At 68.2% G+C, this 12,271-nt stretch carries 11 protein-coding genes; 7 read left to right on the forward strand and 4 right to left on the reverse strand.

Going from position 1 to position 12,271, the window contains the following annotated elements:
* Positions 1 to 131 precede the first annotated feature (131 nt).
* Entirely contained in the window at positions 132 to 929 is a 798-nt protein-coding gene (locus tag AC07ZS_RS17320) for a GntR family transcriptional regulator (protein WP_494799766.1), read from the reverse strand.
* A 171-nt stretch (positions 930 to 1,100) separates the two neighbouring features.
* On the opposite strand from AC07ZS_RS17320, the gene AC07ZS_RS17325 reads away from it, so the two are divergent.
* The 3 genes from AC07ZS_RS17325 (at position 1,101) to acnB (ending at position 5,776) form a co-directional block, all read left to right on the forward strand.
* A complete protein-coding gene (locus tag AC07ZS_RS17325; protein ID WP_494799767.1) occupies positions 1,101 to 2,087 on the forward strand; it encodes a malate dehydrogenase in 987 nt (328 codons plus the stop codon).
* Positions 2,088 to 2,105: 18 nt separating this feature from the next.
* Positions 2,106 to 3,110 (forward strand): HpcH/HpaI aldolase/citrate lyase family protein, encoded by a 1,005-nt coding sequence (locus tag AC07ZS_RS17330; RefSeq protein ID WP_494799768.1) that lies wholly within the window; start codon positions 2,106 to 2,108, stop codon positions 3,108 to 3,110.
* Positions 3,111 to 3,175: 65 nt separating this feature from the next.
* A complete protein-coding gene (gene acnB / locus AC07ZS_RS17335) occupies positions 3,176 to 5,776 on the forward strand; it encodes a bifunctional aconitate hydratase 2/2-methylisocitrate dehydratase (RefSeq protein ID WP_494799769.1) in 2,601 nt (866 codons plus the stop codon).
* A gap of 118 nt (positions 5,777 to 5,894) precedes the next feature.
* Here acnB and AC07ZS_RS17340 read toward each other — a convergent pair whose 3' ends face one another.
* Positions 5,895 to 6,425: a rhodanese family protein gene (locus AC07ZS_RS17340; protein ID WP_494799770.1), complete on the reverse strand. Its 531-nt coding sequence runs from the start codon at positions 6,423 to 6,425 to the stop codon at positions 5,895 to 5,897.
* A gap of 22 nt (positions 6,426 to 6,447) precedes the next feature.
* The gene (locus AC07ZS_RS17345; protein ID WP_494799771.1) at positions 6,448 to 6,756 is read right to left on the reverse strand and encodes an ArsR/SmtB family transcription factor; all 309 of its coding nucleotides are present in this window, start codon (positions 6,754 to 6,756) and stop codon (positions 6,448 to 6,450) included.
* Positions 6,757 to 6,833: 77 nt separating this feature from the next.
* On the opposite strand from AC07ZS_RS17345, the gene AC07ZS_RS17350 reads away from it, so the two are divergent.
* Complete coding sequence (locus AC07ZS_RS17350; protein ID WP_494799772.1) at positions 6,834 to 7,703, forward strand: MBL fold metallo-hydrolase; 870 nt, start codon at positions 6,834 to 6,836, stop codon at positions 7,701 to 7,703.
* 12 nt (positions 7,704 to 7,715) lie between these two features.
* Here the strand turns inward: AC07ZS_RS17350 and AC07ZS_RS17355 are convergent, their stop codons facing one another.
* Entirely contained in the window at positions 7,716 to 8,522 is an 807-nt protein-coding gene (locus tag AC07ZS_RS17355; protein ID WP_494799773.1) for an MmyB family transcriptional regulator, read from the reverse strand.
* Between the two features lie 134 nt (positions 8,523 to 8,656).
* Between AC07ZS_RS17355 and AC07ZS_RS17360 the strand changes: the two genes are divergently transcribed.
* The 3 genes from AC07ZS_RS17360 to AC07ZS_RS17370 all read left to right on the forward strand — a co-directional run bounded on the left by AC07ZS_RS17360 (position 8,657) and on the right by AC07ZS_RS17370 (position 12,261).
* Positions 8,657 to 9,070 (forward strand): hypothetical protein, encoded by a 414-nt coding sequence (locus AC07ZS_RS17360; protein ID WP_494799774.1) that lies wholly within the window; start codon positions 8,657 to 8,659, stop codon positions 9,068 to 9,070.
* 85 nt (positions 9,071 to 9,155) lie between these two features.
* Entirely contained in the window at positions 9,156 to 9,314 is a 159-nt protein-coding gene (locus AC07ZS_RS17365; RefSeq protein WP_494799775.1) for a DUF3309 family protein, read from the forward strand.
* Between the two features lie 82 nt (positions 9,315 to 9,396).
* Complete coding sequence (locus AC07ZS_RS17370) at positions 9,397 to 12,261, forward strand: aconitate hydratase (RefSeq protein ID WP_494799776.1); 2,865 nt, start codon at positions 9,397 to 9,399, stop codon at positions 12,259 to 12,261.
* The last annotated feature ends 10 nt before the right edge of the window (positions 12,262 to 12,271 follow it).

Below are 12,271 nucleotides of genomic sequence, written 5' to 3' on the forward strand. Positions count from 1 at the left end.
GGGAGGGGTCGGGGCGGCTTGGTAACTCGTTGGTAACTAATGCCAAGGCGCGTCAAATTCTATTGCAATGCACCAAACCGCAGTCCGGCACTCGGACGCTCCCCGATATCCGGGGGCCAGGATGGTGCGGATCAGCTCAGTTCATTGCGGTAATGGTGCGCGTCGGTGCGGTAGAAGCCGCGGCGCAGCTCCATGGGTTCGTCGTTGTAGGTGTAGGCCAGGCGCTCCACGCTCAGCAAGGGATGGCCGGGGGCGATGCCCAGCAGGGTGGCGGTGTCTTCGTCGGCGCTCACCGCCTTGATCTTCTCGACCGCGCGCACCATGCGCACGCCGAACTGGGTCTCGAACAGGGCGTACATCGGGCCCTTGTCTTCCGACAGCGCCTCGATCGTCAGCCCCTTGAAGGGGCCGCCCGGCAGCCAGAGCTCCTCGACGATGGCGGGTGTGCCGGCGAAGGCCAGCACGCGCTTGACCTGCAGCACGGCGTCGCCGGTGCGCAGGGCCAGCTGGCGCGCCACCTCGGCCGGCGCGCGCAGGCGGCGGCATTCGACGATGCGGCGTTCGGACTGGCCCTGGTCTTCCAGCGTACCGGTGTCGGGCAGCAGGCGCAGGAAGCGGTACTGGATGTGCTGCTCGGCATGGGTCGCCACGAAGGTGCCCTTGCCCTGGCGGCGCACCAGCAGGTTGTCGGTGGCGAGTTCGTCGATCGCCTTGCGCACGGTGCCCTGGCTCACGCGAAAGCGCGCGGCCAGGTCGAACTCGCTCGGGATCATGTCGCCCGGTTTCCATTCGCCCGCCTGCAGGCTGCGCAGGATCAGGGTCTTGATCTGCTGGTACAGCGGGCTGAAGGCCGGCGCGGTGTTCTCGAACACCGGAGCGCCGGTCTCTGCCGGTGTCGCGTCGGAGGGATTCTGGGGTGAGGTGGCCATGCGTTTGCGGGCGCCGTCGGGAGGGCGCTCATGGCTTCAATCATATCTTATATAAGACATAAGACAAATTGACGTATCAGGGTTTGCGAGGGTACACTCACGGGCTGTCCAGGGGGCTCGCCCACCTCGTCATTTCCCTCTTCCCCAACGTCCTTTTCCGGAGTTTTCACCATGAACAAGAAGCCCGTTCGCGTTGCCGTCACCGGCGCCGCTGGCCAGATCGGTTACGCCCTGCTGTTTCGCATCGCCTCCGGCGAGATGCTCGGCAAGGACCAGCCCGTGATCCTGCAGCTGCTGGAAATCCCGGACGAGAAGGCCCAGAAGGCGCTCAAGGGCGTGATCATGGAACTGGAAGACTGCGCCTTCCCGCTGCTCGCCGAAGTGATCCCCACGGGTGACCCGCTGGTGGCCTTCAAGGACGCCGACTACGCCCTGCTGGTCGGTGCCCGTCCGCGCGGCCCCGGCATGGAGCGCGCCGACCTGCTGGCCGCCAACGCCCAGATCTTCACCGCCCAGGGCAAGGCCCTGGACAAGGTCGCCAGCCGCGATGTCAAGGTGCTGGTCGTCGGCAACCCCGCCAACACCAATGCTTACATCGCCATGAAGAGCGCGCCCAGCCTGCCGCGCGAGAACTTCACCGCCATGCTGCGCCTGGACCACAACCGCGCCGCCAGCCAGATCGCCGCCAAGACCGGTGGCAAGGTCGGCGAGATCGAGAAGCTCACCGTCTGGGGCAACCACTCGCCCACCATGTACGCCGACTACCGCTTCGCCACCATCGGCGGCAAGAGCGTGAAGGACGCGATCAACGACCAGGTCTGGAACGCCGACACCTTCCTGCCCACCGTGGGCAAGCGCGGTGCCGCCATCATCGAGGCGCGCGGCCTGTCGTCGGCCGCTTCCGCTGCCAACGCCGCCATCGACCACATGCGCGACTGGGCCCTGGGCTCCAACGGCAAGTGGGTCACCATGGGCGTGCCTTCCAACGGCGAATACGGCATCCCCAAGGACGTGATCTTCGGCTTCCCCGTCACCACCGAAGGCGGCAAGTACAAGATCGTCGAAGGCCTGGAAATCGACGCTTTCTCGCAAGAGCGCATCAACAAGACGCTGGACGAGCTCAAGGGCGAGCAGGACGGCGTCAAGCACCTTCTGTAATCGGCTGGTAACCACGCCTTGGCTCCCGTCCATCCCCGACACATCCTGCTCGGTGCCCAGGCCGGCGCGTTCGCGCTGCCGGTCTGCGACCACTACAGCGGGGTGGAAGCCCGGATGCGCAAGAGCCTGGCGCTGCAGGCCGAGATGGCCGAGGAGTTCGGCACCTGCGTCTTCGACGTCACGCTGGACTGCGAGGACGGCGCGCCCGTGGGCGGCGAAGCCGAGCACGCCGCGCTGGTGACGGTGCTGGCCCTGGCCGCGGCGCCCGAGGCGCGCGTGGCGGTGCGCGTGCACCCGGTGGACCACCCGGCGTTCGACGCCGACGTGGCCACCATCGCGGCGCGCGCCGGCCATCGGCTGGCCCACCTCATGGTGCCCAAGGTCGAATCGGTGGCCGATGTGCAGCGCGCGGCGGACGCACTCGACGCCGCCGGTGCCCGGGCCTTGCCCCTGCACGTGCTCATCGAATCCCCCGCAGCGGTGCACCGTGCCTTCGACATCGCCGCCCATCCCCGGGTGCAGAGCATCAGCTTCGGCCTGATGGACTTCGTCTCGGCGCACGGCGGCGCCATCCCGGCCGACGGCATGAGCGCCGCCGGCCAGTTCTCGCACCCGCTGGTGCTGCGCGCCAAACTGGAGATCGCATCGGCCTGCCACGCGCACGGCAAGGTGCCTTCGCATTGCGTGGTAACCGAGTTCAAGCACCTGGATGCCCTGCAGCAGGCGGCCCGCAAGGCCGCCCACGAGCTCGGGTACACGCGCATGTGGAGCATCCATCCCGACCAGATCCGCCCCATCCTGGCCGCGTTCGCGCCCCAGGCGAGCGAGGTCCACACCGCCGCCGCCCTCATTGAGCGCGCCCTGGCCGCCGACTGGGCGCCGGTGCAGTTCGAAGGCCGCCTGCACGACCGGGCGAGCTACCGCTACTTCTGGCAGGTGCTGGAGCGCGCGCACCAGACCGGCCAGCCATTGCCCGACACGGTGCAAGCCCACTTCGCCGAACCCGCCGCCCTGCGGCATTGAGCTTGCTTGTACCGTCCCCACCTGTTTTCTGCCCCACGAATTTCACTTCCCCACTGGAGAACCCCATGTCCACCTTCCTCACCGACTACCGCGCCCACGCCGCCGAACGCGCCGCGCTGGGCATTCCTCCGCTGCCGCTGGACGCCAAGCAGGTCGCCGACCTGATCGAGCTGATCAAGGCACCGCCGGCCGGTGAGGACGCCTTCCTGCTGGACCTCATCACGCACCGCGTGCCGCCCGGCGTGGACGACGCGGCCAAGGTCAAGGCCAGTTTCCTGGCCGCCGTGGCGCACGGCGACGTGAAGGTGGGCCTGATCTCCAAGTCCAAGGCCACCGAGCTGCTGGGCACCATGGTGGGCGGCTACAACGTGCACCCGCTGATCGAACTGCTGGACGACGAGGAAGTGGCCAGCGTGGCGGCCGAGGGCCTGAAGAAGACCCTGCTGATGTTCGACTTCTTCAACGACGTGGCCGAGAAGGCCAAGGCCGGCAACGCCAAGGCCCGCCAGGTGATGCAGAGCTGGGCCGATGCCGAGTGGTTCACCAGCCGCCCTGAAGTCGAAAAGACCATCACCGTGACCGTGTTCAAGGTGCCCGGCGAAACCAACACCGACGACCTTTCGCCCGCACCCGACGCCTGGAGCCGCCCGGACATCCCGCTGCACTACCTCGCCATGCTGAAGAACACGCGCGAAGGCGCGGCCTTCAAGCCCGAGGAAGACGGCAAGCGCGGCCCGATGCAGTTCATCGACGACCTCAAGAAGAAGGGCCACCTCGTGGCCTACGTGGGCGACGTGGTGGGCACCGGCTCCAGCCGCAAGTCGGCCACCAACAGCGTGATCTGGGCCACCGGCCAGGACATCCCCTTCGTGCCCAACAAGCGCTTCGGCGGCGTCACGCTGGGCGGCAAGATCGCCCCCATCTTCTTCAACACCCAGGAAGACTCGGGCGCGCTGCCGATCGAAGTGGATGTGAGCAAGCTCGAAATGGGCGATGTGATCGACATCCACCCCTACGACGGCAAGATCACCAAGGGCGGTGCCACGCTGGTCGAATTCCAGCTGCGCAGCGACGTGCTGTTCGACGAAGTGCGCGCCGGTGGCCGCATCAACCTCATCATCGGCCGCTCGCTCACCGCCAAGGCGCGTGAGTTCCTGGGCCTGCCCGCCAGCACGGTGTTCCGCCTGCCGCAAGCGCCCGCCGAAACCAAGGCCGGCTTCACCCTGGCCCAGAAGATGGTGGGCCGCGCGGTCGGTCTGCCCGAAGGCTTCGGCGTTCGCCCCGGCACCTACTGCGAACCCAAGATGACCACCGTCGGCTCGCAGGACACCACCGGCCCGATGACGCGCGACGAACTGAAAGACCTGGCCTGCCTGGGCTTCAGCGCCGACATGGTGATGCAGTCCTTCTGCCACACCGCCGCCTACCCCAAGCCGGTGGACGTGAAGACCCACCGCGAGCTGCCCGCCTTCATCAGCAACCGCGGCGGCGTCGCCCTGCGCCCGGGCGACGGCGTGATCCACAGCTGGCTCAACCGCCTGCTGCTGCCCGACACCGTGGGCACCGGCGGTGACTCGCACACCCGTTTCCCGATCGGCATCAGCTTCCCCGCCGGCTCCGGCCTGGTGGCCTTCGGCGCCGCCACCGGCGTGATGCCGCTGGACATGCCCGAATCCGTGCTGGTGCGCTTCAAGGGCCAGATGCAGCCCGGCGTGACCCTGCGCGACCTGGTGCACGCGATCCCGCTGTACGCGATCAAGGCCGGTCTGCTGACCGTGGCCAAGGCCGGCAAGATCAACATCTTCTCGGGCCGCATCCTGGAAATCGAAGGCCTGCCGGACCTCAAGGTCGAACAGGCCTTCGAGCTGAGCGACGCCTCGGCCGAACGCTCGGCCGCCGGCTGCACCATCAAGCTCAACCCCGAGCCGGTGAAGGAATACCTCACCAGCAACGTGGTGCTGATGAAGAACATGATCGCCCAGGGCTACGCCGATGCCCGCAGCCTGAAGCGCCGCATCGAGAAGGTCGAGGCCTGGCTGGCCAACCCCAGCCTGCTCGAAGCCGACAAGGACGCCGAGTACGCCGCCGTGATCGAGATCGACCTGGCCGACATCAAGGAACCCATCCTCTGCTGCCCGAACGATCCCGATGACGCCAAGACCCTGTCCGACGTGGCCGGCACCAAGATCGATGAAGCCTTCATCGGTTCGTGCATGACCAACATCGGCCACTTCCGCGCCGCGGCCAAGCTGCTGGGCGGCCAGCGCGACATTCCCGTCAAGCTGTGGGTCGCACCGCCGACCAAGATGGACGAGAGCGAGCTGATCAAGGAAGGCCACTACTCGGCGTTCGGCACCGCCGGTGCCCGCACCGAAATGCCCGGCTGCTCGCTGTGCATGGGCAACCAGGCGCAGGTGCGCGAAGGCGCGACCGTGGTGTCCACCTCCACCCGCAATTTCCCGAACCGCCTGGGCAAGAACACCAACGTGTACCTGGCCTCCGCCGAACTCGCCGCCATCGCCTCCAAGCTGGGCCACATCCCCACCGTGGCCGAGTACCACGAGGCCATGGGCGTGGTGAACAAGGACGGCGCTGCGATCTACCAGTACATGAACTTCGACCAGATCGAAGAGTACGCCGAGGCCGCGAAGGGCGTCACCGCATAAAGGGCTCCCCCCGCGCCGCCTTCGGCGTCACCCCTCAGGGGCGGCGCTGGAGGGCCGGCGGAGCCGGACCCTCGGCGCCCTGGATTCAAAAAAGCCGCTGCGTTCGCAGCGGCTTTTTTTATCCGGCCAGCGTGCGCCGGTTCCAGGGCATGTGCATCAGCACGCGGGCCAGGCCGCAGAAGCCCGACGCACCCGCGAACACCAGGCCCGCCCCGACGAAGCCCGAGAGCGCATGGAACCAGGGCGAGACGGTGGCGCCCAGCACCGCGCCCAGCACGATCAGCGAGCCCGCCGCGATCTGCACCTGCCGCTGAAGCTCCAGTGGCTGGGCGCTGTCGGTCACGACCGGAAGCCCCGCCTTCTTCCAGGCATCCAGCCCGCCTTCGAGCACATAGGCCTCGCACGCCGTGCTCGCGCCCAGCGCGGACGCGTTGACCTGCGTGCGGTTGCCCGAGCGGCAATGGAAGATGACGGCCGACGCGCCGTCCTCCAGCCGCAGGCCGCTGTTCTTCAGTTGCTCCATGGGCGCATGGCGCGCCAGCGCGATGCGCTCGCGGGCATGCTCGTCGGCGGCCCGGATGTCGATCAGGACCGCGCCCTGTTTCACGAGTGCCTGCGCGGCTTGAGGAGAGAGGGGCTTCAAGGACATGGTGGGATTTTTCAAAGCAAGGTCAGGGACAGAAGATGGACTTGAGCGTGGCGATGAGCCGGGCCACGTCGGGGTTTTCGATGCGGTAGTGCAGGGTCTGTGACTCGCGTCGGTAGGCCACCAGCCCCTCGTCGCGCATCTTGGCGAGGTGCTGGGACAGGGCGGACTGGCTCAGGGGCACCTGTTCGAGCAGCGCCCCCACCGTCATCTCCCCGTGTTCGATCAGCAGGCAGAGCACCAGCAGCCGGTGTTCGTTGCCGACGGCCCGGAGCAGGGCGGCGGCCTGGGCGGCCCCGGTCTGAAGAAATTGAGCGTCTTTGCGGGTGGCCATGGCGTTTGTATTTAAGTTGTTTCTAATTTAGCATAAACTAATAAATAGTCCAGCCCCCCATCGATGCGAGACACACCATGCCTTCTTCCGCGCAGATCCAGGCTTTCTTCGACGAAGCGACCCACACCGTCACCTACCTGGTGGCCGATCCTGCTACCCGGCAGGCGGCGGTGATCGACCCGGTGCTCGACTACGACCACCGCAGCGGCAAGGCCTCGACCGCATCGGCCGACCAGGTGCTGGCGGCGGCGCGCGAGCAGGCGCTGCAGATCGCCTGGATCCTGGAAACTCATGCCCATGCGGACCACCTGAGCGCCGCGCCGCACCTGAAGGAGCGCACCGGTGCCAAGGTCGCCATCGGCGAGCACATCCGCGAGGTGCAGACGCTCTTTCGCCCGGTGTTCAACCTCGACGATGTCTCGGGGGACGGCCGCGAGTTCGACCGCTTGCTGCGCGACGGCGAGACGCTGGCCATCGGTGCCCTGACCGTGGGCGTCATGCACACGCCAGGCCACACCCCCGCCTGCGTGTCCTACCGCATCGGCGATGCGGTGTTCGTGGGCGACACGCTGTTCATGCCCGACTACGGCACCGCGCGCGCGGACTTTCCCGGCGGCAGCGCCCGCACGCTCTACCAATCGATCCAGCGGCTGCTGGCCCTGCCGCCGCAGACGCGGCTCTTCATGTGCCACGACTACAAGGCGCCCGGGCGCGATCACTTTGCCTGGGAGACCACCGTGGCCGACGAGCGCGCACGCAACGTGCATGTGCATGACGGCGTGAGCGCCGACGAGTTCGTCGCCCTGCGCCAACGCCGCGACGCGACGCTGGCCGCGCCCACGCTGCTGTTGCCGTCGATCCAGGTCAACATCCGGGCCGGCCGGTTGCCCGAGGCCGAATCCAACGGCGTGCGCTACCTGAAGGTCCCCATCCGCCTGTCCGCCTGAAGCGGCGCGCCTTCACGCCCGCGCGGCGAGCGAACGCAGCAACGCCGCCGAAGCCTCGTCGCCCGGGAAGAAGGTCTCCAGCGCCAGCTCCTGCAGGGTGATGTCCACCGGCGAGCCGAACACCGTGGTCGTGCTCACGAGGTTCAGCACGCCATGGCCGGTGTTGAACTGGAAGGGCATCAGCACACCATGGTGCTCGCCCGGCAGGGTGCCGGCGTCGTTGCCGAACGATTCCGGGTAAGCCTTGAGCTCGGCCAGCAGCGCAGCCAGCGTGTCGTCGCCGGTGGCGTGGATCTGCTGGCGCAGGCGCTCGAACAGGTGCTCGCGCCACTGCCGCAGGTTGGCGATGCGCGGCGCCAGCCCCTCGGGGTGCAGGCTCAGGCGCAGCACGTTGACCGGCGCCTGCAGCAGCGCGGGCGAGGACCCGGCCATCAGCAGCGGCACCAGCCGGTTGGCCATCACCAGGTTCCAGTGCCGGTCCATCGCCAGCGCCGGCCAGGGCTCGTGGCAGTCCAGGATGCGCTTGACCGCCGCGCGCGCCGAGGCCATGTCGGGCGCGTCCAGCGAGCGCTCGCGGTACATGGGCGCGTAGCCGGCAGCCTCCAGCAGGGCGTTGCGCTCGCGCAGCGGCACCTCGAGCCGGTCGACCAGGCGCAGCACCATGTCGCGGCTCGGGCTGGCGCGGCCTGTTTCCACGTAGCTCAGGTGCCGCGTGGACACATCGGCCACGTGGGCCAGATCGAGCTGGCTCAGGCGGCGGCGCTGGCGCCAGTGGCGCAGGCGTTCGCCGAACGGGGAGGGGGTGGACAGGGCGTTCATGGGCGGCATGGTAGGGCACCTGGGCGCCGCCCGGCCATGACCTGCCACGTCATGGACGCCGCGCACCCGCCCACCGACCATGCACCCCGGATGCCGTGAATCCCATCCGTCCTCACCACACCAAGGAGTGCACCATGTCCCTCATCGCTTCCCTCACATCCCCCGCCGGCCTGCGCCGCGTGCTCTGGGCCGATGCCCTGTCCGGCTCCGGCACCGCCGTGCTGCACCTGGCCCTGACCGGTTCGCTGTCTACCCTGCTGGGCCTGCCCGGCGCGCTGCTCAGCGCCTCGGGCATCCTGCTGCTGCTCTACGTCGCCCTGGCCGGCGCGCTGGCCCTGCAGGCTGCGCCGTCGCGCGCGCTGCTCGGCGCGCTGGTGATCGGCAACTTCGCCTGGGCGGCGGCCTGCCTGGCCTTGCTGTTCGGCGGGCGGGTGGCGCCCACGATGCTGGGCGAGGCCTACCTCGTCGTGCAGGTGGTCGCGGTGCTGGTGCTGGCCGAGCTGCAGTGGATGGCGCTGCGGCGCCAGCGGCCGGCTGCCCTGGCCTGAGGCGTGTGCGCCAGCGCACAGATCTGCGCACCCCGAGCGCCTACGCTGGCTGTCCCGGCCTTCTTCCAAGAAAAGGACAACAACCATGACGCTCGGAACCATCCTCCTCATCATCCTCATCCTGATCCTGCTCGGGGTCTTCCCCACCTGGCCCCATAGCCGGGGCTGGGGCTACGGGCCCAGCGGCGTGCTCGGGGTGGTGCTCGTCATCGTGATCGTGCTCTTGCTCACCGGCCGCCTTTGACGGAATTCATGGCCGTCAGCACGGAATAGCGGGCTCCTGACAGAATGGACCGGTGTTTCACCGATTCCGTCAGGAGCCCCCCATGCCCACGACCAGCCATTTCGCCCATCCCTTCGCCTCCACCGTCAAGACTTTCAAGACCGCTTCGGGCAAAAGCGGCCGCTTCTACTCCCTGCCGGCGCTGGCCAAGCAGTACCCCTCGGTCAAGCGCCTGCCGGTGTCGCTGCGCATCGTGCTGGAGAGCGTGCTGCGCCATTGCGACGGCGAGCGCGTGACCCCCGAACACGTGGCGCAGCTGGCGCAATGGCAGCCCAACACCGCGCGCACCGACGAAATCCCCTTCACCGTGGCGCGCGTCGTGCTGCAGGACTTCACCGGCGTGCCCCTGCTGGCCGACCTCGCCGCCATGCGCAGCGTGGCCCAGCGCCTGGGTCAGGACCCGAAGAAGATCGAACCCCTGGTCCCGGTGGACCTGGTGGTGGACCACTCCGTGATGGTCGACCACTACGGCAACAAGCAGGCGCTCGACCTCAACATGAAGCTGGAATTCCAGCGCAACAACGAGCGCTACCAGTTCATGAAGTGGGGCATGCAGGCCTTCGACACCTTCGGCGTGGTGCCCCCGGGCTTCGGCATCGTGCACCAGGTGAACCTGGAGTACCTGGCGCGCGGCGTGCACATGAAGGGCGGCATGTACTACCCCGACACCCTGGTGGGCACCGACAGCCACACCACCATGATCAACGGCATCGGCGTGGTGGCCTGGGGCGTGGGCGGCATCGAGGCCGAGGCCGCCATGCTGGGCCAGCCGGTCTACTTCCTCACGCCCGACGTGGTGGGCTTCGAGCTCACCGGCCGCCTGCGGGAGGGCGTGACCGCCACCGACCTGGTGCTCACCGTCACCGAAATCCTGCGCCGGCACAAGGTGGTGGGCAAATTCGTCGAATTCTTCGGCGAAGGCACGGCCTCGCTCTCCCTGCCCGACCGCGCCACCATCGCGAACATGGCGCCTGAGTACGGCGCCACCATGGGCTTCTTCCCGGTGGACGAGAAAACGCTGGCCTATTTCAAGGGCACCGGCCGCAGCCCGGCCGAGATCGAGGCCTTCGAGGCCTACTTCCGCGCCCAGGGCCTGTTCGGTGTGCCCGCCAGCGGTGACATCGACTACTCCCAGGTCGTCAAACTCGACCTCGGCCTGGTCACGCCCAGCCTGGCCGGCCCCAAGCGCCCGCAGGATCGCATCGAACTCGGCCAGGTGGCGCGCCAGTTCGCCGAGCTGTTCAGCAAGCCCAACGCGCAGAACGGCTTCAACCGCCCGGCCGAGCTGCTGCACACCCGCTACCACGCGATCGACAGCGAGATCGCGCCGGTGCCGGTGCCCTCGGCCAAGCCCACGCCCGAGGGCGCGCCGCGCTTCGAGGTGGAAATGGTGGCCAACCGGCCGGTGCGCGCCAGCGCGCCGGTCAAGGAGCCGCGCGGCGACCTCACCATCGGCAACGGCGACGTGCTGATCGCCGCCATCACCAGCTGCACCAACACCAGCAACCCCGGCGTGCTGCTGGCCGCCGGCCTGCTGGCCAAGAAGGCGGTCGAAGCCGGCCTCAAGGTGCAACCGCACATCAAGACCTCGCTGGCCCCCGGCTCGCGCATCGTCACCGAGTACCTTACCCAGACCGGCCTGCTGCCTTACCTGGAGAAACTGGGCTTCGCGCTCGCGGGCTACGGCTGCACCACCTGCATCGGCAACGCGGGCGACCTCGCGCCCGAGCTCAACGCGGTCATCACGCAGAACGACCTCATCTGCGCCGCCGTGCTCTCGGGCAACCGCAACTTCGAGGCCCGCATCCACCCCAACCTCAAGGCCAACTTCCTCGCCAGCCCGCCGCTGGTGGTGGCCTACGCCATCGCCGGCAACGTCATGAAGGACCTCATGACCGAGCCGGTGGGCAAAGGCAAGGGCGGCAAGCCGGTCTACCTCGGCGACATCTGGCCCAGCAGCGACGAGATCTACCAGCTCATGAAGTTCGCGATGAACGGCAAGGCCTACCGCGAGAACTACGCGCGCGTGGCCAGTGAGCCCGGCAAGCTGTGGGAGCACATCAAGGGTGTCTCGGGCAACGCCTACACATGGCCCAAGAGCACCTACATCGCCGAGCCGCCGTTCTTCGAGACTTTCAAGCTCGCGGCCGCGGCGAGCACCGAACCGCCGGCCGTGCGCGGTGCGCGTGTCATGGCGCTGTTCGGCGACTCCATCACCACCGACCACATCTCGCCGGCCGGCAACATCGCCGAAAACTCGCCCGCCGGACAGTGGCTGCTGGCGCGCGGCGTGCTCAAGGCCGACTTCAACAGCTACGGCGCGCGCCGGGGCCACCACGACGTGATGATGCGCGGCACCTTCGCCAACGTGCGCATCAAGAACCTGATGCTGGCGCCCCTGCCCGACGGCTCGCGCGAGGAGGGCGGCTGGACGATCTACCAGCTCGACGGCGTGGGCCAGGGCCAGAAACTGAGCATCTTCGACGCCGCCATGCGCTACCAGGCCGCTGGCGTGCCCACCGTGGTGTTCGCGGGCGAGGAGTACGGCACCGGCTCCAGCCGCGACTGGGCCGCCAAGGGCACCCAGCTGCTGGGCATCAAGGCCGTGGTGGCGCGCAGCTTCGAGCGCATCCACCGCTCCAACCTGGTCGGCATGGGCGTGCTGCCCCTGCAATTCAAGGCGGGCGACTCCTGGGAAAGCCTGGGCCTGGCGGGCGACGAAACCGTCGACGTGGTGCCGCACCCCGACCTGCTGCCGCAGAGCGAGGCCCGGCTGGTGATCACCCGCGCCAACGGCGAACGCCGCGAGGTGAGCGTCATCCTGCGCATCGACACCCCGGTGGAGGTGAACTATTACCGCGACGGGGGAATCCTCCCCTACGTCCTCAGGCAATTGTTGAGCGCTTGAGCCCGATGCC

Source organism: Hydrogenophaga sp. GW456-12-10-14-TSB4 (genome assembly GCF_059424305.1).

Excerpts from the sequence above, each read along its gene's own strand:
- AC07ZS_RS17340 (WP_494799770.1), bottom strand. The coding sequence starts at position 6,425 with ATGTCCTTGAAGCCCCTCTCTCCTCAAGCCGCGCAGGCACTCGTGAAA.
- AC07ZS_RS17365 (WP_494799775.1), top strand. The coding sequence starts at position 9,156 with ATGACGCTCGGAACCATCCTCCTCATCATCCTCATCCTGATCCTGCTC.
- AC07ZS_RS17360 (WP_494799774.1), top strand. The coding sequence starts at position 8,657 with ATGTCCCTCATCGCTTCCCTCACATCCCCCGCCGGCCTGCGCCGCGTG.
- acnB (WP_494799769.1), top strand. The coding sequence starts at position 3,176 with ATGTCCACCTTCCTCACCGACTACCGCGCCCACGCCGCCGAACGCGCC.
- AC07ZS_RS17320 (WP_494799766.1), bottom strand. The coding sequence starts at position 929 with ATGGCCACCTCACCCCAGAATCCCTCCGACGCGACACCGGCAGAGACC.
- AC07ZS_RS17345 (WP_494799771.1), bottom strand. The coding sequence starts at position 6,756 with ATGGCCACCCGCAAAGACGCTCAATTTCTTCAGACCGGGGCCGCCCAG.
- AC07ZS_RS17355 (WP_494799773.1), bottom strand. The coding sequence starts at position 8,522 with ATGAACGCCCTGTCCACCCCCTCCCCGTTCGGCGAACGCCTGCGCCAC.
- AC07ZS_RS17370 (WP_494799776.1), top strand. The coding sequence starts at position 9,397 with ATGCCCACGACCAGCCATTTCGCCCATCCCTTCGCCTCCACCGTCAAG.
- AC07ZS_RS17350 (WP_494799772.1), top strand. The coding sequence starts at position 6,834 with ATGCCTTCTTCCGCGCAGATCCAGGCTTTCTTCGACGAAGCGACCCAC.
- AC07ZS_RS17325 (WP_494799767.1), top strand. The coding sequence starts at position 1,101 with ATGAACAAGAAGCCCGTTCGCGTTGCCGTCACCGGCGCCGCTGGCCAG.